15 protein-coding genes are annotated in these 23,824 nt (G+C 65.0%); 9 read left to right on the top strand and 6 right to left on the bottom strand.

The genetic code is table 11. The features are described 5' to 3' along the window. Positions 1 to 147: 147 nt before the first annotated feature. A complete protein-coding gene (locus SH602x_RS24150; RefSeq protein WP_479474695.1) occupies positions 148 to 2,715 on the top strand; it encodes a prolyl oligopeptidase family serine peptidase in 2,568 nt (855 codons plus the stop codon). Positions 2,716 to 2,730: 15 nt separating this feature from the next. Here SH602x_RS24150 and SH602x_RS24145 read toward each other — a convergent pair whose 3' ends face one another. From SH602x_RS24145 to sthA, 3 genes are all read right to left on the bottom strand, one after another. Then, positions 2,731 to 3,471 (bottom strand): PaeR7I family type II restriction endonuclease, encoded by a 741-nt coding sequence (locus SH602x_RS24145; protein ID WP_479474694.1) that lies wholly within the window; start codon positions 3,469 to 3,471, stop codon positions 2,731 to 2,733. Positions 3,472 to 3,476: 5 nt separating this feature from the next. Beyond that, positions 3,477 to 5,123, bottom strand: a complete 1,647-nt coding sequence (locus tag SH602x_RS24140; RefSeq protein WP_479477138.1) for an Eco57I restriction-modification methylase domain-containing protein — start codon at positions 5,121 to 5,123, stop codon at positions 3,477 to 3,479. 167 nt (positions 5,124 to 5,290) lie between these two features. After that, positions 5,291 to 6,688 (bottom strand): Si-specific NAD(P)(+) transhydrogenase, encoded by a 1,398-nt coding sequence (gene sthA / locus SH602x_RS24135; protein ID WP_479474693.1) that lies wholly within the window; start codon positions 6,686 to 6,688, stop codon positions 5,291 to 5,293. Positions 6,689 to 7,406: 718 nt separating this feature from the next. On the opposite strand from sthA, the gene SH602x_RS24130 reads away from it, so the two are divergent. Next, entirely contained in the window at positions 7,407 to 8,636 is a 1,230-nt protein-coding gene (locus SH602x_RS24130; RefSeq protein WP_479474692.1) for a cofactor-independent phosphoglycerate mutase, read from the top strand. A gap of 172 nt (positions 8,637 to 8,808) precedes the next feature. Next, positions 8,809 to 10,590 (top strand): aspartate kinase, encoded by a 1,782-nt coding sequence (locus tag SH602x_RS24125; RefSeq protein ID WP_479470580.1) that lies wholly within the window; start codon positions 8,809 to 8,811, stop codon positions 10,588 to 10,590. Between the two features lie 26 nt (positions 10,591 to 10,616). On the opposite strand, the gene SH602x_RS24120 is transcribed toward SH602x_RS24125, so the two are convergent. Further along, entirely contained in the window at positions 10,617 to 11,096 is a 480-nt protein-coding gene (locus SH602x_RS24120) for a hypothetical protein (protein ID WP_479474691.1), read from the bottom strand. A 200-nt stretch (positions 11,097 to 11,296) separates the two neighbouring features. On the opposite strand from SH602x_RS24120, the gene SH602x_RS24115 reads away from it, so the two are divergent. Together SH602x_RS24115 and SH602x_RS24110 are read left to right on the top strand one after the other, a co-directional pair. Continuing rightward, positions 11,297 to 12,544: a carbohydrate-binding protein gene (locus tag SH602x_RS24115; protein WP_479474690.1), complete on the top strand. Its 1,248-nt coding sequence runs from the start codon at positions 11,297 to 11,299 to the stop codon at positions 12,542 to 12,544. A 198-nt stretch (positions 12,545 to 12,742) separates the two neighbouring features. Further along, positions 12,743 to 14,137 carry a PQQ-binding-like beta-propeller repeat protein gene (locus SH602x_RS24110; protein WP_479474689.1) on the top strand — a complete coding sequence of 465 codons (1,395 nt, stop codon included), beginning with the start codon at positions 12,743 to 12,745 and terminating at the stop codon, positions 14,135 to 14,137. 287 nt (positions 14,138 to 14,424) lie between these two features. On the opposite strand, the gene SH602x_RS24105 is transcribed toward SH602x_RS24110, so the two are convergent. After that, on the bottom strand, positions 14,425 to 14,976 hold the full coding sequence (locus SH602x_RS24105; RefSeq protein ID WP_479474688.1) for a GNAT family N-acetyltransferase: 552 nt from the start codon (positions 14,974 to 14,976) through the stop codon (positions 14,425 to 14,427). A gap of 348 nt (positions 14,977 to 15,324) precedes the next feature. On the opposite strand from SH602x_RS24105, the gene SH602x_RS24100 reads away from it, so the two are divergent. Continuing rightward, entirely contained in the window at positions 15,325 to 16,911 is a 1,587-nt protein-coding gene (locus SH602x_RS24100; RefSeq protein ID WP_479474687.1) for a DEAD/DEAH box helicase, read from the top strand. 36 nt (positions 16,912 to 16,947) lie between these two features. Next, positions 16,948 to 18,723 (top strand): hypothetical protein, encoded by a 1,776-nt coding sequence (locus SH602x_RS24095; RefSeq protein ID WP_479474686.1) that lies wholly within the window; start codon positions 16,948 to 16,950, stop codon positions 18,721 to 18,723. A gap of 241 nt (positions 18,724 to 18,964) precedes the next feature. Here the strand turns inward: SH602x_RS24095 and SH602x_RS24090 are convergent, their stop codons facing one another. Next, the gene (locus SH602x_RS24090; protein WP_479474685.1) at positions 18,965 to 20,095 is read right to left on the bottom strand and encodes a S1 family peptidase; all 1,131 of its coding nucleotides are present in this window, start codon (positions 20,093 to 20,095) and stop codon (positions 18,965 to 18,967) included. A 246-nt stretch (positions 20,096 to 20,341) separates the two neighbouring features. On the opposite strand from SH602x_RS24090, the gene lepA reads away from it, so the two are divergent. Together lepA and SH602x_RS24080 are read left to right on the top strand one after the other, a co-directional pair. Continuing rightward, positions 20,342 to 22,174, top strand: a complete 1,833-nt coding sequence (gene lepA, locus SH602x_RS24085) for a translation elongation factor 4 (protein ID WP_479472279.1) — start codon at positions 20,342 to 20,344, stop codon at positions 22,172 to 22,174. Between the two features lie 561 nt (positions 22,175 to 22,735). Further along, entirely contained in the window at positions 22,736 to 23,806 is a 1,071-nt protein-coding gene (locus tag SH602x_RS24080; protein WP_479474684.1) for a DUF1559 family PulG-like putative transporter, read from the top strand. Positions 23,807 to 23,824 lie beyond the last annotated feature (18 nt).

The raw sequence follows: 23,824 nt of genomic DNA, 5'->3' as shown, positions 1-23,824 counted from the left end.
GGGACGTCGCAAGCATAAGCCGCCTCGGACACGACGTTCCACCGCCTGATGAACTAGGCTAATAGCTCCTCGAAGCGGTCGGATGCGGCGTCCGATCGCTTTCTCTCCCGCCTGTCCTTTCTGCCGCGATCGGTTCCGGGATCGACCATGCGCGTCCGTCGTGTTTTCGTTTCGACCCTGCTGGGGGTCGGACTGGCCGCGAACTGCTTCTTCGGACTCGCTTCCGTTCGAGGGCAGGGGACGGCGGCAGACTACGAACGCTCCGCTTCGCTCGAAAACCTGACGCGAAACACGGTCTTTCGCGTCGACGTCCAGGCCGACTGGCACCCGACGAAGCCCTGGCTCTGGTACGCGATCGCGACCGGTCCGGGCGAACGGGAGTTCGTCTTCGTCGACGCCGAGGCAGGAAAGCGTCGCCCCGCGTTCGATCACGCGGCGCTGGCTCAGGCCCTTTCCAATCGCGAAGGGAAGGACATCCCGGCAAGCGATCTTCCGATCTCGGAGCTTCGCTTCGACGACGATGCCGCCTGCGTCCTCCGCACGGAGGGGGACTGGCTGCGCTGGAACGGCGAGGCGAAGACGCTGACCGAAGTCACTGACGAAGAACTGCCGCCGGCGCCGCAGCGAACCCGCGGACGCGAGCGCGGCGGCCCGACCGGCGAAACGTCGGTCCGCTTCGTCAACGCGACCGACGGTCCGGTCGAACTCTTCTGGGACGGCGGCAACGGCTCGCTCGTCTCGTACGGGAAGCTCGACCCCGGCGCCGATCGCCGGCAGCACACCTTCGTCGGCCACGTCTGGGTCGTGAAAAGCGCCGACGGCAAGACCCTCCTGCGTCGGCCTGCCCGGCCCGAAGGCCGCTTCCGCATCGGCCCTCCCGTGGTTGAAAGCAAGGGGAGCGAAACGCCCGGCGATCCGTCTGCCGAAGCCGACGTCGATAAAGAAGATTCCGACGCGGACCAATCGCCCGCGGATTCGCCCGAAGCAAAGTCAACCGACTGGAAGCCCTTCCTGCGCGACCACGACGTCTGGGTTCGCGATGCGCGATCAGGCGAAGAGCGCAGGCTCTCCGAGGACGGCAGCGCGGACGATCCCTACCAGTCGCGGTTCTTCGTCTCGCCCGACGGAAAGCGACTGATCGCCCTTCGCCGGACGGTCGTCGACGAGCGGATCGTGCATCTGATCGAATCGTCGCCGAAGGATCAGTTGCAGCCCAAACTGCATGAGATGCGTTACGCCAAGCCGGGCGACGAGGTCGAGCAGACGCGTCCCCGGCTGTTCAACCTGGAGAAACTCGCACCGATCGCCGTCGACGAGTCGGCCTTCGCGAGCTCCTGGTCGGTCGGCGACTTCGCGTGGTCGCCCGATTCGACGTTCTGTTCCTGCCTCTACAACCAGCGGGGGCATCAGTCGCTGAAGGTCCTGAAGATCGACGCCCTGTCAGGCGAGGTCTCCTGCATGATCGACGAGACTTCGCCGACCTTCGTGGACTATTCGCAGAAGACCGTCTTCAAGCGACTCGACGCGACCGGCGAAGCCATCTGGGCCTCGGAGCGCAGCGGCTTCAATCATCTCTATCTCTACGACCAGGCGAGCGGGGTCGTGAAGAACCCGATCACCTCCGGCGACTGGGTCATGCGTCGCGTCGAGCGGATCGACGAAGAGGCCCGGCAGGTCTGGTTCTGGGCCATGGGCGTTCATCCGGGGCAGGATCCCTACTTCGAGCACTTCTGCCGGGTCGACTTCGACGGCTCGAACTTCGTCGCGCTTACGCAGGGCGACGGCACGCACCAGATCGAGACGTCACCCGACGGCAAGCTCTTCCTCGATCGCTGGTCGCGGATCGATCAGCCGACGGTCACCGAACTGCGGCGGACGGACGACGGGTCGCTCGTCTGCGAACTGGAGCGGGGCGACGCGACGCGGCTGATCGAGACGGGCGTTCCTCTGCCGACGCCGTTCGTGGCGAAGGGACGCGACGGCGAGACCGACATCCACGGCGCGATCTTCTTTCCGTCGAACTTCGATCCGAACGGAAAGTATCCCGTGATCGAGGCGATCTACGCCGGGCCGCACGACTACTTCGCTCCCAAGTCGTTCCGCGCCGTGCACGGCCCGCAGAAGCTGGCGGAGCTCGGCTTCATCGTCGTCAAGCTCGACGGCATGGGGACCAACTGGCGGAGCAAGGCGTTTCACGACGTCTGCTGGAAGAACGTCGGCGACAGCGGCTTTCCCGATCGTGTCACCTGGATCCGCGCGGCCGCGGAGGCGCATCCCGCGATGGACCTCTCGCGGGTCGGCATCTACGGCGGATCGGCAGGCGGTCAGAGCGCTCTCGGGGCGCTGCTCACGCACGGCGACTTCTACAAGGCCGCCGTCGCCGACTGCGGCTGCCACGACAACCGCATGGACAAGATCTGGTGGAACGAGGCCTGGATGGGCTGGCCCATCGGACCGCACTACGAAGCGCAGTCGAACGTCACCAACGCCCCCCGCCTGACCGGCGATCTGCTGCTGATCGTGGGCGAGCTCGACCGGAACGTCGACCCCGCCTCCACCATGCAGGTGGTCGACGCGCTGATCCGCGCCGATAAGGACTTCGACCTCCTCATCGTCCCCGGCGCCGGCCACGGCATCGGCTCCGGCCCTTACGGCACGCGAAGGACGAATGATTTCTTCGTGAGGAAGTTGCTGGGGGTGGAACCGCGGGGGTGAGCGTCAACCGATCGGTCAGGCGCTTCGAGCCGCTTCCGCTGCGATGTGCCCCGCGAACGAGGCGACGAACGCTCTCAGCCCGGTCATGTCCGAAAGTTCCGCGTATCGACCGGTCGTGATCGCGGATCTCGGAGAAGCCAGCAAGCTCGCAGACGTATAGAGCTGTTCTTTGACCAGACGCTGGCACAGCAGGTCGTATCGCTTCAGATACGACGCTCCCTGAAACTCGGGAAAGACCGGGAAGTGCGGAGACGCGTCGCGCACCGGATTTCGAGATTTCGGCTCGTCTTCGACCAGCATCAACCAGCCCACGAACGGACGCGGCTGCTCGCCGAAAGCGTTCTCGCGATACGCGGTCCAAAGATCGTGCGCCGTGCCGATCGCTTCTTCTGTCCGGTTGTTGAAGTTATTCCCGAACGACGGCCCGACCTGGCTCTTCAGTTCGATGGCCGCGACGAGCGTTCCCCGATGAATGACGATCAGATCCCAAAGCTTCGTCGGACGAAAGAAACCCGGTAGCGTTACGAGCGAACGTTGCTGGTGAACGTCTGCGCGACCGAGGCCGTTCGCCTTGACCAGATCGATCAGCAGGGCTCGGAAGCCGTCCATGTTCCTTCCGGCGGTCACGCCCGATCGCTCGCCCTGATCGCTCCTGCCGGCTTCGAGCTGCTTCTTGATCGCCTGATCGCGATTGCCCCAGAAGGCTTGGACCGCTGCCTTCGCCTTGCGTTCGTAGTTGGAGAGCTTGATCGCCATGAGCGCTATTTCCCGTTTCCGCCGATAGCTTCGCGCTCTGGACGAGAGAGTCCGTAAAGGTCGAATGCCGCCAGCGTGCAGGCGGACGCATCGTCGCGTTCGACGGCGGCGACCAGTTTCTTTTGAACGATCTGCGGCACGTCGCTCCACCGCGGAATGCGAATGCGGCGGAGGTACTGTGCCTGAAACCGCAGGAATCCGCCTCGCATGCGCGTGCTGTAAGTCGATACGAACAGTCGAGCGATGCCGGACCGAAGGACGGCCTGAAGCGCCCGAAGGTCCCATTCGCTGGATGTGACGTAATACAGATTGTGGTGCGGGTAGAGCTTCCCTTCTTCGAAGACGATGTGCGCCTCGCCCTTGATATCGGGGATGAGCAGCTTCGGACTCTTCGTCAACGCCGGATGGATGCGGTCGATTGTGCGGTACCAGTTGGCCGGAGCCTTCTTCGCGCAGTGTCGATCGGCGATCTGCTCCTTGCGATCGAGCAGGTAGCGTCGAAGCCGCGGGTATCGATCAAGGTCCGCCAGACGACCGTCGTCCTCGAAGGGATTGATCACGCCGAGACCCCGCCACCGGACGGAGCCGCCGGCGATATCTCGAGTCCCGACGAGCGGCAGCTTGCGAGACGATTCGACGTCGAGTTCGTCGTACGGGCCGATGAAGGCTTTGTCGGCGCCTGTCGCGACTCCGATCCCCACCGAACAGCCGGCGTCCTCGATAACGGGGAAGTCGCGTTCGAGTCTGCGCACGATCGCCAACTGGTCGTCAGATTGCAGCAGCCAGGGCTCGTCGCCGTTCAGCACGCACTGGGTTTCGCTTATCGAAGCGTACGCCGACGCGTCGACCGCCGTCAGCGCTGTCGTCAAATCGGAGAGACTCTTCGCGTCGATCGTCGGGCGATGGGCGATACGCGTCGATCCGCCGGGCTCGCGGGTAATGATCGTGATCGCAGGGTAGGCGATCACGTCGGAGTGAAACGCGGGCGTATCGACCATGTCGATGTACGTCTTCAGACGATAGCGTTCCGAAATCATCCGCCGCAGCGGTCCGCCGTAGCGATTCTTCATCCAGCGATCGGCACAGATGAAGGCGAGGACGCCGTTCGGCTCTAGCGCGCTAAGCGAACGTTCTATGAATGGTACATAGAGGTCCGCGCGGTCATAAAGCGTGCGAAATCGAGCGCGATACTCATGGAGAAGAATCGGGTCGATACGCTCCTGGCGGACATAAGGCGGATTGCCGACCACCGTGGTAAACGCGTGCGGCAGATCGAGCAGGAGAAAATCGCCCTGGACCAACCAGGTCTTCGCGAGAGTTTTCGAAGAACTCGCCGACAAGCCGAACTGTTGCAGGCGTTCCTCCAGAACGCCTCGCAGTCGTTCGCACGACGAACGATGCAGCTCGATCGCTCGCACGCAGGCACTCAATTCGTCGACGGCCTCCGACGTCTTTCCGCCTTCCCGAAGCCACGCCGATACGAGCCTTTCCACAGCCGGCAGCAGGAAGTCTCCGGCGCCGCAGGCCGGCTCGAGCAGTCGCTGTCGATGCAGCGGCTCGTTCGCCGTGTAACCGGCCAAATCGAGGATGAATTCGACTACGGCACGACGCGTGAAGACCGCTCCCCGATCCTCGTCGGAAGCTTCCGCCATCCGTTCGACGGCATCTGAAAGCTCCGGATCGTCAGTGAATAGTCCGCGGAATTGCATGCTGCCGATGCTCGTCGTCATCCGGCGCTTCGCCGAAACAGAATTGGTTTCAGTTCGATCGTGATCGCATGTGAAAAAGCATAGCCGGCATGGCGCGGTTCTTTCATTCCCTAAAACAACCGGTTCAACCCGTTCAGCGCCGCCACCCGATACGCTTCGGCCATGGTGGGGTAGTTGAAGGTCGAGTTCACGAAGTACATCAGGCTGTTCTGCTCGCCGGGCTGCGACATGATGGCCTGACCGATGTGGATGATCTCGGTCGCGTTCGCCCCGAAGCAGTGGATGCCCAGCACCTGCAGCGTCTCGCGATGGAACAGCAGCTTCAGCATGCCGGTCGTCTGGCCCGTGATCTGCGCGCGGGCGAGGTGCTTGAAGCTCGACTGGCCCACCTCGTAGGGGATGCCGGCGGCGGTCAGTTCCCGCTCGGTCTTCCCTAGCGAACTGATCTCGGGGCTGGTGTAGATGCCGCTGGGGATGTCGGTCACCATCGCCCGCTCGCACGAGCCGTGGATGAAGTGGTGGGCGGCGTAACGCCCCTGGACGTAAGCCGCGCTGGCGAGCGACGGCACGCCGATCACGTCGCCGACGGCGTAGATGTGCGGGATCGAGGTCTGGAAGTCGGCGTTGATCATGATCAACTGCCGGTCGTTGACCTCGACGCCGATCTCGGTCAGGCCCATGTTCTCCGTGTTGCCGACGCGGCCCGCGGCCCAGAACAGGATGTCGGTCTTGATCTGCTTGCCGCTCTTCAGATGCAGTACGACGCCGTCGTCGACCGGTTCGACCCGATCGTAGGTCTCGCGATGGCGGATCAGCACGCCGCAGTCGCGCAGGTGATACGACAGGGCGTCGATGATCTCGTCGTCGAGAAACTCCAGCAGCTTCTCCCGGCTGTTGATCAGGTTCACCTTCACGCCGAGGTTCCGGAACATCGACGCGTACTCGCACCCGATCACGCCGGCGCCGTAGATCAGGATCGACCGGGGCGTCCTCGCGAGATCCAGGATCGTGTCGCTGTCGAAGATGTTCGGATGGGTGAAGTCGATATCCTTCGGGCGATAGGGCCGCGCGCCGGTGGAGAGCACGATGCAGTTCGCTCGCAGCCGCCGGCGACCGCCGTACTGGTCGACCACCTCGACGGTGTGCGGATCGACCAGCCGGGCGTGACCGTAATAGATCGGCACGCCGTTGCGCTCGTAGAAGTTGAGCCGCATGTCGACCTGCTTCTCGATCACCGCGGCGCTCGACCGGCGGAGTTCGGGGAAGTCAGGGATGTGGGTCAGCCCGGCCTGCCGGAAGAGCTTGTTATGCAGCAGGCTGGTCAGTTGAAAGATGGCGTGCCGCAGGGCCTTGGACGGGATCGTGCCGCGGTGGGTGCAGCTTCCGCCGATCTTGTGGTAGCGTTCGATCGCGGCGACGTTTTTGCCCAGCTTCACCGCCTGCATGGCGGCGCCTTCGCCGCCCGGCCCCGTTCCGATCACGACCACGTCGTACGTTTCGTCGCTCATCGCGTACCAGTCCTTGGAATGCGCCGGTCCGCAGGGCGTACGGATCGCCGGATCCGGCTTCGCCGTCGCGGACGCATGGTTCGTGCAGGCTTCCCGCGATCGCCCGACGCGCAAAGCGATGTCGCGGCTCGCGAGAAGCGAGGAAGAGCCGGGCGCGGGAGCGAACGCCGCGGCGGCGCTATTGTCGCAGGAAGCCGGGGGGTCGTGAACGGCGCTTCGAGATCGCCGGCGCGGGCAGATTGCGGCAAGCGAGCGGAGGGTCTGAGCCCTCCGTGTCTGGACCTTCGTCGGCGCTTCGGACTCGGAGAGCTGACGCCCTCCGCTCGCCTGGGACTTGGGCCCGAAAGAAAAGTGTCGCCTTCTGAACCGGACAGCGCGTATCGTTCAGTTGGCGGGGATAAGCGCCGGCCCAGGCGTCGCGGTCGAAATTCTAGATACTCGACCCTCGACTGGCCCACGACGACCGCGCGCCCCCGCCAGCCGACGTCGGCCTTTTTCCGTACACCATTGAAAGTGAGACCTGAAACGGAACGGCGAGCGGAGGGCTCAATCTGCCGCTCGCCCCGCTCGCTCGCGCCGGACGCCTGCCTCTCTTGACGCGGCGCCTGCCCTACTAGCGGGAAGCGGCCGTCGGTAAGATGGACGACTTTGTCGATTTCGCCGCCTTCGCGATCTTTCCGCGGAAGCGTGCGTGCGAGTCGTTCCGCCGACGGTCGCCATGAAATACGTCATCGTCATTCCCGACGGCTGTGCCGACGAGCCTCAGGAGAGCCTGGGCGGAAAGACCCCGCTGCAGGCTGCGCGCACGCCCTGGATGGACGAGATCGCCCGTCGCGGCGTCGTCGGTCGGGCGAGCCACGTTCCGCCCGGGTATGCGCCCGGTTCCGACGTCGCCAATCTGTCGCTGCTGGGCTACGACCCGGAGATCTGCTTCACCGGTCGCGCCCCTCTCGAAGCGGCGGCGCAGGGAATCGAACTGGGGCCCGACGACTGGGCCGTGCGGTGCAATCTGGTCACCGTGCAGGACCAGACGATGAAGAGCTTCACGGCGGATCATATCTCCACCGACGAAGCGACCTTCCTGCTCAAGACGGCGCAGGAACGGCTCGGCGAGAAGCGACCCGAACTGGAATTCGTTCCCGGCGTCAGCTATCGCAATCTGCTGCTGTATCGGGGCGGTCGGGGAGCGAAGGCGCCTTTCTCCCGCGAAACTCGCACCACGCCGCCGCACGACCTGACCGATCAGACGGTCGCGGACGATTTCCCCCGCGGGCCGGGCAGCGATCTGCTGGTCGAGCTGATGAACGCCAGCGCCGCGGTCTTCGCCGAGCATCCGGTCAACGTCGGACGTCAGAAGGGGGGCAAGCTTCCCGCGACGAACGTCTGGCTCTGGGGCCTGGGCCGCGCGCCGAGCCTGACGCCCTTCGATCAGCTTTACGGCAAGACCGGCGCGATGATCACGGCGGTCGATCTGCTCCGCGGATTGGCGGCGCTGCTCGGCTGGCGTCGCATCGAAGCGCCCGGCGCCACGGGCTACCTGGATACCGACTACGCCTCGAAGGGTCGCACGGCGATCGCCGCGCTCGACGAGGTGGATATCGTCTGCGTCCATATCGAAGCGCCCGACGAAGCGTCGCACGAAGGCCGCGTCGACGCGAAGGTCGAGTCGCTCGAGCGGATCGACGAACTGATCGTCGGCCCGCTGTTCGAGAAGTTGCAGACGATCGGCGACTATCGCGTCCTGGTCAGCCCCGACCACCCCACGCCCTGCCGGACGAAGACCCACAGCCGGGGCTTCGTGCCGTTCACGATCTGCGGCGCGGGGATCGAATCGCAGGGGATGGGCGCCTACAGCGAAGCCTCCGCCGAAGCGTCCAGCCTGGACTATCCCGACGGCTGGAAACTGATGTCGTACTTCCTCGGAACCGAAACGCCGAAGTTCGGGTGATCCCCTTCTTCGTAGGGCGGGTCATTGACCCACCTCTTTCGAGTTTCAGTACGCGCTCTCGACTGACGTGCCGCTTTAAACAGCTTTCGCGAACGGTGGGTCAATGACCCACCCTACAGAACGGCGCCCTCCGCTCGCCTGATTCATTCACATTTCGCTAACCCCTCCCTCCATGCCCCTAATCGTTCAGAAGTTCGGCGGAACCAGCGTCGCCGACCCGGTCAAGATTCTCGCCGCCGCGCGGAAGGCGATCCGCGCCCAGAACGAGGGGAATCAGGTCGTCGTCGTGGTCAGCGCGATGGGCCACCATACCGACGAACTGATCGAGCTGGCCAAGCAGGTCAACGAGAAACCGAGCGCCCGGGAGATGGACATGCTCCTCGCGACGGGCGAGCAGGTCAGCGTCTCGCTGATGGCGATGGCGATCGCTTCGCTCGGCTACGACGCGATCAGCCTGACCGGCGCCCAACTCGGCATTCGGACCGACAGCTCCCACGGCAAGGCCCGCATCAAGTCGATCGACGATCGCCGGGTGCGGGAGTACCTCGACGGCGGCAACATCGTCATCGCCGCGGGCTTCCAGGGGATCGACGAGAACTTCAACATCACCACGCTCGGTCGGGGCGGATCGGATACGACCGCCGTCGCGCTCGCCGCGGCGCTGCATGCCGACGCCTGCGAGATCTACACCGACGTCGACGGCGTCTATACCACCGATCCCCGCGCGCTGCCCGAGGCCCGCCGGACGGTGCAGGTGAGCTACGACGAGATGCTGGAACTGGCGTCGCTCGGCGCCGGCGTGATGCACAATCGGGCGGTCGAGTTCGGCAAGAAGTACCGCGTGCCGATCCACGTCCGGAGCAGCTTCTCCGACATCACCGGCACCATGATCGTCGACCAGCCCGAGAGCGCGTCGCGGACCGTCTCCGGGGCGGCGATCACCCGCAACGAGGCCCGGATCACGCTGTACGATCTGCCCGACGTGCCGGGGACGCTCTACACGATCTTCGATCGCCTGTTCGAGGCCGACCTGACGATCGACATGATCGTGCAGGACATCGGCGAGAAGGGGCTGGCCGATATTTCCTTCACCGTGCCGCGCGACGAACTGGACGACGCGCTCGAGACCGTGAACGAGGTCGCGGAGGAACTGGGGATCACGCTGATCTCGCACGACGCGGACGTGTCGAAGATCTCGGTCGTCGGCCTCGGCATGGCGCACGCGTCGGGCGTCGCGGACAAGATGTTCCGCGCGCTGTCGGACGCCGGCATCAACATCCAGATGATCACCACGTCGGAGATCAAGATCTCGGTGCTGGTCGAGCGGGACCAGGCGCTCGACGCGCTGCGTGCGGTGCACGAAGCGTTCGAACTGGACGAGACGCCCGACGACGCGCCGGAGGAGGCGACGATTCCTCCCCGGGTCAACGGCGCCGATCTGGACGAAATTCTGAAGCGTCTGCGCCTCGACATGGAGGGGCTGACGATCTACGACATCTCGCTCGATTCGTCGCAGGGTCGCGTCACGATCGACGGCGTGCCGCACACGCCCGGCGTCGCGGCGGACATCTTCGACGAGCTGGCTCGCGAAGACATCTTCATCGACATGATCGTGCAGAGCCACATCGAGGACGAGCGGACCTGCCTGTCGTTCACGATCCCCAGCGAAGAGTACGACGACGCCTGGACCGTGGCGAAGAAGCTGGTGGAAAAGAACCTCTGCCGGGAAATCGACGGCGCGCGGCAGGTGGCGAAGCTGTCGGTCTCCGGCATCGGCGTCCACTCGCATACCGAAGTCGCCGAACGGATGTTCCGCGCCCTCGGCGAGGCGGGCATCAACATCCAGATGGTGAGCACGTCCGAAGTCCGCGTGAACGTCATCGTCGACGGCTCGCAGGGCGAACCCGCGCTGAAGCTGCTCAAGGAAGCCTTCGCCGACGTGATGCCGAAGTAGGGGCGAAAGAGCGGGCGCGGAGAGCCCTACGGGTTTTCCTCCCGCTTCCAGATCGCGGCGCCTTCCTCGTGGCCCTCGACGCCATGCTCGAACGCCTCGGCGACGAGGTTCAGATCGAAGTCGTCGCATTCTTCCCAGCGAACGATCTTCGCCCGGCCCGCTCGAAACCGACATGTTTCTGCAGACGCGTAAGGAACGGCGAACGCCGCCAGCGACCAGAAGGAAAAATAGGTTCGCATCTCCAGAACCACGGCGTCAGTCATCCCGTGGCCGAAGTCGACGCGGCCGTCGTAGACGAGTACCGCTTCTTCGGCGTCCACGGAGTTCTCCTCGAGTTTTCGACGACCTGACTCCACACCGCGGGCGGGATCGTCGGAGATCAGACGCTCCATCGTGCGATCGCCGTCCCTAACGTAGGCGTACATCGGAGTCAGGCCCATGCCGTCAGAAAGGTTCCAGATCGCATGCGCAGCGAAGAAGCCGGCTAATTCCGCGGCGGCGTACATCGACTAGTTCCCAAGAAGCAGCGGCGAAAGTCGTACGTGCAGTTCGGGTCAATCTAGATGACGCAGCAAGAGAGATCGAGTATTGGATCGGACGACCGCGTCATCGATAGTCCGCAACTCGATGCGGCGCTCGGCTGAAACGGGCGCCGCGGCGGCGGAGTATTCTGGGAGGACGCGAATCCTTCTCCCGTGAGGCCGTCATGCTCCGAGTTCCCCTTGTTTCTCTCGCTTCGATCCTGCTCGCAGCCGGCGCGACGATCTGTTCGGCCGGCGCTCCCATCCTGCTGGGCGATCCCTACGAGACCCCGTGGGGCAAGGGCTGGATCAAGGAGGTCGGCGAGGGTTCCGGGATCGGATACGCCGAACCGGAGGACGGGCGACCGCCGACGGACGATCTCGTTTTCCCGAACGATCTGCCGCCGATCGTCGATGCGGCGCTGACGTTCCGAGATAAGGGGCCGAACCCCGTCGATCAGCCGTTCGAGTTCGATCCCGAAACGGGCGCGCTGATCCTGCGGCTGCCCGAGAGCGTCGACGAACGCGCGAACGTCGAAGGGGGCATGTTCGCCTACGCGAAGCAGATCGCTCAGCATCCGACCGGCTCGATCGTTCTTCCGGCTCACTCCGCGAGCGTGCGAGGAAAGACGGCCAAACTTGAATCCACAGGCAGCAACGTCCGCATCGGCTTCTGGACCGACCCGAAAGACGAAGTCGTCTGGTCGTTCGACGCCACGCGGTGGGGGCGCTACGCCGTGTCGCTGGTTTACTCGACCGAAGCGCCCGACGGCGCCGTCGCCGAGATCGAACTCGCAGGCGAAAAGATCGAAGTCGAACTCCCCTCGACCGGAAGCTGGTATCGCTACCGTCGATTGCCGGCGGGCGAAATCTATCTCGCGAAGGACGGGAAAGTCGAACTGGTCGTGAGGGCGAAGAAGCTCTCGGGCGCCGCCCTCATGAACCTCAAGGCCGTCGTGCTTGAGCCGACGTTCGAGAGCCCGGAGCGACCCAGGCAGGCCGAGGACGGATCGTTCACGCTGAAGGCCTCCGAAGCCGTGGTCAACGGCGTCAAGCTGCGGTACGAACCGAAGCCGGAAAAGAACACGCTCGGCTACTGGACCCAGGCGGGCGACCAGGCGCGGTGGGAGTTTCAAGTCGATCGTCCCGGCACGTTCGACGTCGAAGTCCTGCAGGGCTGCGGAACGGGGCAGGGGGGGTCGACGATGAGCCTGCTCTTCTCCCGCGGCGTCGGGACGAACCTGGAGTTCGTCGTCGAGGAGACGGGCCACTTTCAGAACTTCGTGCCGCGCATCGTCGGTCGCGTCGTCGCCAGCGATGCCGGTCCCGCGTCGCTGGTCGTCAAGCCGGCCAAGATCGCCAAGGCGGCGGCTTGCGACATCCGGCAGATCCGCCTGATCCCGGTCGAGGAAGAGCAGCCTTCGCCGAAGTAGCGATCCGCTTCCGATCGCGAAGGCGGACGAAGCCGGCGCGAACAAGACTCTCCCTGACATCGCCGAGCGGTAAAGTGAGAAGAGTCCGCGGAGGGCGCTCGTGTCTTCGCGTGCGACGTCTCGCCTTCGTGTGCCATGACTGGCTCGTCCAGCCGTGCTGCTCCTGCAAGCGGTCTTCCCCCTCGATCGATCTGCGTCATGGCTTCTGAACAATCCGCTTGTCGAGGGACCGTCCTCCGCAGGCTTCCGGCACGGCTGGACAAGCCAGCCGCGGCACGCGGGTTCCCCGCGGCGCTTACGCTGATCGCGCTCGTCGCGCTCTACATCGGTTGCGGTCGCGGCGCTCCGCCGCCTCCTTCCGCGCCCGCGGTGACCCGCATGCCGGGCGTCGACGTGATCGACGAGCCGCCGGCGGTCGATCTGGCGAAGGACTGGCCCTGGTGGCGGGGGCCGCTGGGGAACAACGTCGCCGTCTGCGAATCGGCGCCGACGTCGTGGGACGAAAAGACCGGCGTCGTCTGGAACGTGCCGGTGCCGGGTCGCGGCCATGCCTCGCCGACCGTCTGCGGCGACGGCGTCTACCTGGCGACCGCCGACGAAGCGGACCAGCGTCAGATCGTTCTAGCCTACGATCGCGCGACGGGCGAAGAGCGCTGGCAGACGGTCGTGAATCAGGGCGGGTTCGCCGGCCATGCGCATTTCAAGAATACGCAGGCCAACAGCACCGTCGCCTGCGACGGCGAGCGGCTTTTCGCCGTCTTCCTGCATCACGACGAGATCTGGCTCTACGCCCTCGATCTGGCGGGCGAGGTCGTCTGGTCCACGAAGGCGGGCGACTTCGCGCCCGAGTTCGGCTATGCCCCTTCGCCGGCGATCTACGGTTCGGCGGTTCTCGTCGCGCTCGACAGCCTGGCGGGCGGACGACTGGTCGCGATCGATCGACGCTCGGGCAAGATCGCCTGGGTCGCCGAGCGGACGCCCTGGGCCAGCTATTCCTCTCCCGCGGTCGGCGAGATCGCGGGGCGGGATCAGATCGTCCTGACGGGCGGCAAACTGATGACGTCGTACGATCCGCAGACGGGCGAAGAGTTATGGCGCGTCGCCGCAGGACCTGAGACGACCTGCGGCACGCCGACCTTCGACGACGAGCGGGTCTTCGCCAGTGGCGGTCATCCGAGTAACGAAACGTGGGCCGTTTCCGCCGCTGGGTCGGGGACCATCCTCTGGTCCAACAAGGAGCGCGTCTACGAGCCGTCGCTGCTCGCGACGAAGGGCCTCGTGTTCGCCGTGACCGACGTCGGCATCGCCATCTGCTGGGACGCCCTCTCCGGCGAAGAGCGCTGGAAGACGCGGCTGAAGGGAAGCTTCAGCGCCTCGCCCCTCCTCTGCGGCGGGAACCTCTACGTCGCGAACGCTGCCGGCGAGACCTACGTCTTCGAGGCGACCGGCGAAGAGTATCGCGAGGTTGCGGTGAATTCGCTGGGGACCGACGCCTACGCCACGCCCGTCATCTGCGACTCGCGGATCTATCTCCGCATCGGCGACGATTCGTCCGGCACGCGGCAGGAACGCCTCGTCTGCATCGGCGAGTGAGCGGGGCGCGAAAGATCTTCTTCGTAGGGTGGGTCATTGACCCAACTTTTCTTGATACGAACGTGCCTCGCCGGACCGGTTCGAATCCAGCGTCGCGCGGGATCGCAAGAAACTCGATATCGACAATCGCGTGAACGACAGGTGGGTCAATGACCCACCCTACGACTTCGGAGCGCCTTCGTGGCGAACGTTCTCGCCGCTTGAGGAACGTTCCCACGACCCGGCAGCCTCGCGCCGAACAGGCTCTCCGCGTCGTCAGGCGATGCCTGACCTACGAAAGAGGCGACTTACTCTCGGCGTTCGATGGTCTTCTCGAAGACGTAGTAATCGATGCCGGAGAGCGGGTCGGTTTCGGTGCGCACGCAGCGGAGGCCGCCGCCGCGAAGCAGCCGCTGGGCGGCGAGGTTGGTCTCGGGCACGACCGCGGTCAGTTCGATCTGCGGCAGATCGCTGAACGTTTCGATTTTCTCGACGACCGATCGGGCGTAGCGTTCGGTCTCGTTCAGGAAGGCGGCGCCGACGCCCTGGCCGCGCTCGTCCGGCGCGACGGCGATCCAGTCGAGCGAGATCCGCTGCGGGAAGGCGATCCAGCGGATGACCGACGCGGCGATGATCCGTTCCGATTCGTCTTCGCCCGCGGACTCGACCCACTGCAGCCAGCGGAGGGTCGACAGCCGCTTCGCGCCCGAGCGACTTCGCGAGCGCTTGTACCGCGACAGGGCCGCGCGCGGCACGAAGATTCCGAACGAAGCCAGCCGGTCTGACCAGGCCCGCTTCCCGAGTTCTTTCGGAAAGGGAACGAGGGTCCGACGGCGAGTGACGGCGAAGTGACGATTCATCAGGCGTCGAAGGCCGGGAGGCAGGAGATCGTTCGTGCGGTCGAGCGGCGTCCGGTCGGTCGCGTCGTGGGCTGACGCGGCGCCGGTCGCAGGGTTCCAGTGAGTACGGCCATCCTGGCGATCATCGTTGCCGTTTCAGAATAGCGAATGACGACGAAGGTGGCGACCAGTCCCCGCGCATTACTTCCCGAGGACCGTTCGCCTTCCGACGTCGGGACGTTGAACCTTTCGCGCCGGCGCTCTTCAATCAATGCGTCGTCGATCGGCGCCTCAGCGGCGACGGGGCGACGAAGCCTGCTCGATTTCTCGATCGACGATCGGCGCCCGCTTCTCTTCGCGACGTCAGCGATGCGTTTTCTCGCACGGAATCAGGGCCGCACGGTCGGCGCCGGCGTTCATCTGCTCTCGGTCGCGACGGTTTGTCTTCTGACGATCGGTTGCCTGAACCAGAACGGCGCCGTCGAGGAGACGCCGCGCCCTACGATTCGTCAGGTTCGGGCGGAGTGGCGGGCGGTCGAACAGAACGGCCTGTTGACCGTGCTGTGGGAGCCGCTCGCGCCGGAGGAAGATCTCGAAGCGAGGCTGGCCTCCTGGGACCGACGGGAAATGTCGCATCCCCGCGAAGTGCATCACGCGCTCGCGCGACTGCGCGACACGATCGACCAACTCGAAGATCCGACGACCCGGGAAGACTTTCTCCAGGCCGATCGTGAACGCCGGACGTCCCGGGCCGAGGCGCTTCGCGATCTGTTCGCTCGCCGGTTCGACGACGGAGTCCACGACGACGAAGTCTGGAAGGAATGGGAGCGGCTCGATCAGGCGTACGCGAAGTTGGAGCAGGATGCATGGGTCCAGCGGCAGCGCCTGCTGATCCTTTCGGCGATGCTGAACGTCGACCAGTCACGAGCGACGCCGCGGCTTCTCGAAGCGCTCCGAAACGGCGAGGGGAAGGACGAAGAGGAGTGGCGGTGGATCCTGGGAGATCTGCCGGAACCGACGACGTCGGAGGGACGCCCGATCTGGCGTGCGATCGCCGACGAGCGCCTGGAACCGGAGGGAGAGATCGCCTACCAGATGCTCGATGCGCTCGAGTATTTCGACGAGATGGGAGGCGTTCCCCATCCCTTCGATAACGAAGCGGGTTGGGACCGATTCGAAGCGTGGCTCCAATCGAGCGAGCCGACCGACTTTCGATTTCAGCGACTGTCGCTCGAGAACGCGAAGCATCTCCGCCCCGATCGCGCGGAAGAACTCTATCGCCTGGGAGAGAATCATCCGTCGAAGCGGATCCAGGCGATCGCGCTGGTCGAAGGCTGTCGCGAAGGCCGAGACGCAAGGCGAGTCCGGCTGCTGCGCGAACTTTGCGACGACGAACGGTATGCCGGATTCGTCCGTGCGAACCTGCGAGAGATGGATCTCGACGGCGATCGGGAGATGGACTGGTCGTCGCTTCCGACGATGCGGGAACAGGCGTTCTGGATCGGCGCCGGATTGCGGCGGGACGTCGATTCGACGCCTAAAGAACTGACGCTGATCGCCGAGGCGACCGTTCCCTGGAAAGGGGACGACGAAATGGTGCGCGTCTTCCGCTATGGCCTGCCGGAGTATGCATTAGAGGACCCGGAGCTGGATGGATCGCGACCCGGAGGCGAAGGCGTTCGAACCAGCTACGAAGACGTCGAAGGCTACCTCGTGATCACTCCCTACGAAAGCTTCTCGTATTCCGAGGAAGAGGTCCGCGGCAAGGGTTACGCGACGGCGCTGGACGTCGCGGCGCTGGTCCTTCGGGAAGAGGAGGGCGAGTACGGGACGACGCCGCTGCCCGAAGCCGCGGAGCATGCGAAGTACGTCGACGATCTGGTCGAGGAAGACTGGCGCTGGGGCGAACTGCGCGTGCCGCTGGATTCGCGCGACGTCGATTCCTCCTCCGATTGAGCCGTGCATCAAGTCCGTTCGCAGGGATCGCCCTCCATGTTCGCTCGCGAAGTCAGCGCCCAAGCAGCCTGCTGCAAAACGCCCTCGTGGCGTTGTGCAGCTTCGCCAGGTTCGGAACAAGTTCCTCACGGCTCGCGAAAGGGTCGTGAACTCCCCTTTCGTCGTCGCATCCGTGCGACGAACCGCAGGCTGGCTGCTTTTCGCAGTAGCCTGCTAGGCATCATCGCGTTCGTCGCGATCAGCGCGGCAGGCTGCGAATGGATCTCGAACCTCGGCGTGCCGCAGGAGATCCGCGACAAGGGCCTGCTCACGGCGCTCGAACAGCCGATGCCCCTCGATCAGCCGTTCGACGGAAGCTTCACCCGATACGACGTCGAACATCCGGCCGAGATGCGGGCGCTGCTCGATCGGATGGAAGATTTCGCCGCGGGGCTCGAAGACCCGGGGATGCGCAGCGCCTACGCGAAATCGCTGGCCGCAGGCGAACGTTCGCGCGCGGACGTGTTTTACTATCTCGGTCTGAATCAGGGCGGCGGGCTTTCGGAGTCATCGAAGCAGCTTCCCCTGTGGGAGCGAATCGACGACGCGCTCGCGCAGGGGAGCGAACCGGAACTGGTCGAGGAGCGGCTGGTCGCGCTGGCGGCGCTCGTGCGGCAGCCCGATCCGAATGCCGCCGCGCGTCTGACGCAGGCGATCCGCGACGGCTGGAGCCCGGAAAGCGAACATTGGGAGTCGGTTCTCTCGTCCGTCGCGAATCCTTCCGACCTGGTCTGGAGCGACGCCTGGTCCGCCGCGTCGAAGCAGGATCTGGACAACGCGCTCGGGCGGGCGATCCTCCATCGGCTGAGTTGGAGCGACGCGCCCTTCGCAGGGCATCCGTTCGCCACGGCGCAGGGCAAGGAACTGCTGGCCCGCAGGATGCGCGAAGCCCAGGAGCCCGGCGAGCTGTACGACCTGCTCGGGCAGCTTCCGATCCTGGACGAAGAGACGGGCGAAGCGCTCTGGCAGGGAGCGAAGGAGCGGCCTGCGGGGCTGGTGCGACTGGAGGCCGCCTTCGAATGGTTCAAGCGATCGGGCAGCGCCGACGCGCTCGATGCGCTGAAGCAGGCCGCGGTAGACGAACGGTACGCCGTCGCGGCGCTGAACGGGCTCGGTCGCGCGGGCCGGACGCACGAGGTCGATCTGCCGACCGGCGAAGCGCTCGCGCGGGCGAAGGCGCACTTCGCCGTGGCGGAGTATTACGACTTTCTCGATGCCGAGTCGGAGCAGGTGACGCTGACCCCGCTCGTCTCCGGGCAGGCGACGTTCGAGAAGGACGAAATGGAGATCAGCCTGTTTCGTTACGCCATTCCGGCTGACGTCACGTTCCCGCAGACGCCGGCTGCCGACGGGCTGGCCATCGTCGACGAGATCCTGCATCTGATGCCGGACGAAATGGTCTCCGCCGACGCCGCAGGCGATCCGGCGGATCCCAATGGCGAGGTTTCCTCATTATTCGAGACGGTTGCGGAGTCCGTCGTCGAAGTATCGTCGCTCGATTTGTCGTGCGAACGGTCGGAGGTAGAACGACTCTACGACGAGGGCTGCCGCACGGCGCTCGACCTGCTGGCCGCGGTCGACGTCAGCTCCCGACCGGGCGGTATGCCGGGCCTGTACATCTACGGTCGCGATGACGACCTGAAACAGCGGATGCTCGCCGCCGACGAGCGGTGGAAAACGTTCGACGTGCCGCTCGAGACGCTCGGCTTCACGTTTCTCTCAGAAGCCGAACGAATGAAGGCCGAGTCGCTGCCTGTGGGCGAGTCGGAGTAAGCGAAGGGCTCGTGTGCCGCTGCTGGCATTGCATAAGGCGGTGAAAGCAGGAACGATTTCTGAGCGGGGGGTTCGAACCCCCCGAGTCTTCGATGCGGCGACCGACTTGAACCTGTGGGGAGGCGCACCCTCCGCTCAGGAAGCGACGAGTCCTCGGATGGACGAACGTTCGCCGGCGCTGCACGGCTGGACAAGCCAGCCATGGCAAACGGACTCCTGCGAAGCGTCAAACGCATACGAGCTACTCGCTCGCTTCCGCTTTCCCCTCGACGGCGGCGTTGGTCTTCTCGATCAGGTGGAGCGCGGCCTTCGCGGGCGTCGCCTCGTGCAGCACCATCAGCGTCGGCGCCTTGGGGCGGCGCCGGGGACGGGGCGCGGGCTGCTCGCCGGGAGGCTGCACCGCAGGCGGCTCGGTGGGCGGCTCAGCCGCAGGGGGCGAGCTGGCTCCCCCCTGCGTCGGCGCGGCAGGCTTCTCTGCCGCGGGCCTGCCGGGCTTGCCGTTCGGCGGCTCGCGCGGTTCCGGTTCGAGCAGGGGGATGAACGGTTCGTCCTCGGAGAGGGTCTGCACGGCGGAGACGATGCCGATCGCATTGCCGTAGCGATCGAGCGTCGCCGCGCCGCTCGATCCCGGCGCCCAGTCGACGCTGACGTGCATGCGCACCAGCGCCGGGGCGTTTTCCCCGACGGGCCGCTTCTCAGGCGGCGGGAGCCGGAAGAACCGGTTGACGATCCCTTCGTCGAAATAGCCGTAGGCGTCGAGGGGCTCGCTGAAGCAATAGACCCGGTCGCCCGGCGAGGCGTCGGTCGACAGGGAGAGCGGTTCGCACGACGTCCCGACGATCCGGACCAGGGCGACGTCGGCCACCCGATCCGCCGCGACGATTCCCTCGACCGGATAGACGTTCCCCGCCAGATCGATCGCCGCCAGGCAGCCGACCTTGATCTCTCCGGGGGCGACGACATGCCGGCAGGTGACGAAGATGTCCTCGTCGATCGCGAAGGCGGCGCCCAGGAACAGGCCCAGGTCGTCCTTCGTTTCTCCGCCGTACCAGCCGAGCCGGAGGAACGACTTCCGCGCCAGCCGCGCGACGTCGCCTCCCTTCAGTTCCTGCGTCCGCGGGGGGACGGACTCGATTTTCGCGGGAACCGGCGTGCGGAGCGCCTTCCTGGATTCGGTCACGTCGAGCGAGTCGCCGCTGGCGAAGAGCGCCTCGACACGGTCCATTACCTGATCGTCTTCCCAGAGCGCCCAGGCCGACTCGATCGGCGCGTCGGGAGCCTGTGCCGCCGCTGATCCCACGGCCAGCAGGGAGATCGTCGCGAAAAACAGTCCGATCGGCGAACTTTGCGCAATCCTTAGAAAACCGGTCACTCTGCCCCTCCTCCGGCAAACGCGAATTGTCTCCGTCGCGATCCGATTTTATATTGATACGTTGCGTTCTGCGGCGAAATCCGATCCATCGCCCCTCCTGACGCGGCTATTCCGGGCGGCGCTGACCGCCTTCCGGTCCTGATGTCGCTGTAGGACGCTCGCTTTCCCCCGCAAAGTCCCTTCCGCCTTTCGCGGGTCGACCGGCGCGGGTCGTACGCTGTCTTTCCCTCCGAGGCACCTTTGTCGATCGACGCTTCCTCGTCGAAGTCCGCTGACGTTTCGATTCCCTGCTCGCGGATCCGGAACTTCTGCATCATCGCGCACATCGACCACGGCAAGAGCACGCTGGCCGACCGTCTGCTGGAATCGACCGGCACGATGGACAAGCGCAAGATGAAGGACCAGATCCTGGACGATCTGGAACTGGAGCGGGAACGGGGCATCACGATCAAGGCCCGCGCCGTCGCGATGCGCTACGTCTACAAGGGCGAAACGTACGAGCTGAACCTGATCGACACGCCGGGCCACGTCGATTTTCAGTACGAAGTCTCGCGCTCGCTCGCCTGCTGCGAAGGGGCGCTGCTGCTGGTCGACGCGTTCCAGGGGGTCGAGGCGCAGACCGTCGCCAACGCGTTCGCGGCGATGAACCAGAACCTGCTCATCATCCCGGTCGTCAACAAGATCGACCTTCAATACGCGCGGATCGACGAAGTCCTCGACGAGATGGAGCAGACGCTCGCCATCGAGCGCGAACTGGCGCTGAAGTGCAGCGCCAAGACGGGCGTCGGCGTCCCTGAGATCCTGGACGCCGTGATCGAACGCGTCCCCGCGCCGCAGGGCGATCCGAGCAAGTCGCTCCAGGCGATGATCTTCGATTCGCATTACGACTCCTATCGCGGGGTCGTGACGTACGTCCGGGTGATGAACGGGACGATCGAAAAGGGGCAGAAGGTCCGCTTCATCAAGCAGCAGATGACGCACGAAGTGCTGGAGGTCGGCCAGTTCGCGCCAGCCCAGCGAAAGTGCGACCGGCTCTCGGCAGGGCAAGTCGGCTACGTCATCTGCAACATCAAGAGCCTGCACGACGTCCGCGTCGGCGACACGATCACCTACGCCGGCGAACGGGCCGCGGCGCCGCTGGAAGGCTACAAAGAGCCGAAGCGGATGGTCTATTGCGGGCTCTATCCCTCCGACGGGCAGGACTTCACCGAGCTCCGCGAAGGACTCGAAAAGCTCTGGCTCAACGATCCCGGCTTCTCGTTCGAACCGGAGAGCAGCGAGGCGCTCGGCTTCGGCTTCCGCTGCGGATTCCTCGGCCTGCTGCATATGGAGATCGTGCAGCAGCGGCTGGAGAACGAACTCGACATCGACCTCGTGCAGACGGCGCCGAACGTCACGTACGAGATTCTCACGCGATCGGGCGAGACGCTCGCGATCCATCGTCCGCAGGAGGTGCCCGACTCGGGCGACATCCAGGAGTTCCGCCAGCCGATGGCGAAGGTCAGCGTGATGGTCCCGACCGAGTTCATCGGTACGGTCATGACGTTGTGTCAGGATCGCAAGGGTTCGCTGATGAACCAGGAGTACGTCTCCGCCACGCGAGCCATCCTGACCTATCGCATGCCCCTCGCAGACGTCATCTACGACCTGCACGACAAGCTGAAGAGTTCGACCAAGGGCTACGCGACGCTCGATTACGAAGTCATCGACTTCGAGGCGGCGGACCTCGTCCGCATGGATATCCTGGTCAACGGATCGAAGGTCGACGCCCTCGCGCTCGTCTGCAACAAGGCGGACGCGGACCGTCGCGGTCGGGCGATCGTGAAGAAGCTGAAAGAGGAAGTCGATCGCCAGATGTTCGAGATCGCCCTGCAGGCCGCCATCGGCAGCCGGGTGATCGCCCGCGAAACGATCAAGGCGTTCCGCAAGAACGTGACGGCCAAGTGCTACGGCGGCGACATCAGCCGCAAGCGCAAGCTCTGGGCCAAGCAGAAGGAAGGCAAGAAGCGGATGAAGTCCGTCGGCTCGGTCGACATCCCGCAGAAGGCCTTCATGGCCGTGCTCGCCACGGGCGACTGAGCGGTGTTCGGTAGGTCAGGCATCGCCTGACGGCTATCGCGGTGCGGTTTCCGACAGCGCATGTGTGCCATGCCCACGTCGCGCAGCAGCAGCGTGGGCATGTTAGGTTCGGGCGGCCCTTTGCATGCCCACCCTGCCTTCGGCGATGTGGGCATGGCACATGTCGTCGTCGCCTATAGCCGACGACGTCGATGCTCTCGCGAGAAGGCGCTTCCATCGCGTCAGGCGATGCCCTGGGCCACTGGGGTATTCGGCTTTCCGTCGGAAATGAGTAGCGCGCGACGCGACTCTGCCGCCTTCACGAAAAAAATGGCTTGCGTCGGTCCCTTCGGATCGATAACGTGAAGATCGGCTACGGAAAAGCCGCTTTTAAAGGGGCCTTTTCCACGCCTGCCTCTTCCGATTCTTTTCGATCGGCGGCTGCCGGTTCGTCAGCGGACTCCGCTCCGAATCCCAAGCTGCTCCGCGTTCTTATCCGCACGGGTGCGTCTTTTATCGACGACCCCGGTCATTCCGTCGCCTCCTCTCGCCTTTTCTTCACTCTTCGTCAAAGGCGTTCCCATGTCTGCTCGTCGTTCGCTCGTGCGCGGAAGGGCCGGCTTCACGCTGGTCGAACTGCTGGTCGTGATCGCGATTATCGGCGTGCTGGTGGCGCTGCTGCTGCCGGCCGTCCAGGCCGCTCGCGAAGCGGCGAACCGCATGTCGTGCGGCAACAATCTGAAGCAACTCGGGATCGGCATTCATAACTTCCACGACACGCGGAAGCTGCTGCCGCCCGGCGGCTATTCGGACCAGGCTCCGTACGGCACGGGCGGCGGCTGGGGCAGCTCCTGGCTGGTCTTCATCCTGCCGTACATCGAACAGGGTCCGATGTACGACAAGTTCGTCTTCAACGGCGGATCGGGCTGGGGCGCTTCGGCGACGAACAACTACAACGCAGCGAGCAACGCCGGCATCTCGACCTACTTCTGCCCGTCGTCGCCGCTCAGCAACACCGCATCCAGCCCGCATAACGGAACCGCCATCACGGGGCCGACCTACGTCGGCATCTCGGGCGCGGTGAACGGTCTGATCCCGGGCTATAACGAAACCCGCAACGCGAATCCCGGCGGTTCCGCCGGGTGCTGCTCGGGAGGCATCGCTTCCGGGGGCGGTACGCTGGTGCCCGGCAACGCGAAGCTCAAGTTCGCCAGCGTGACCGACGGGCTCAGCAACACGCTGATCGTGAGCGAGAACGGGGACTTCCTCACCACGCAGAACGGCACGAAGGTCGACTGGCGCAGCGGCGGCCTGCACTCCTTCCTGATCGGCTGGCACAACACCTCGCCGCCGCCCGCGAATAACGGCGGCGACAACCGCACGTTCAACATGACGACCGTTCGCTGGCCGATCAACGACAAGAAGGGCCGTTCGCAGGGATCGGCCGGTTGGCCCAACGCTCCCGGTAACTGCGGCGGCGTCGGCGTCTGCGACAACGCCAGCACGAATCTGCCGCTGAACTCGGCTCACCCGGGCGGCGTGATGGGTCTCATGGGCGACGGTTCGGTCCGCTTCATCTCGGAGACGACCTCCATGGCGATCGTCGCCGCCGCCGCGACTCGCGACGACGGCCAGGCGACGCAGCTGCCGTAACTTGCGGCGTACGGAAGC

The organism is Lignipirellula cremea (assembly GCF_056501455.1).
The sequence above is the reverse complement of the archived record's forward strand: the minus strand, read 5'-3'. Positions and strand labels throughout refer to the sequence as shown.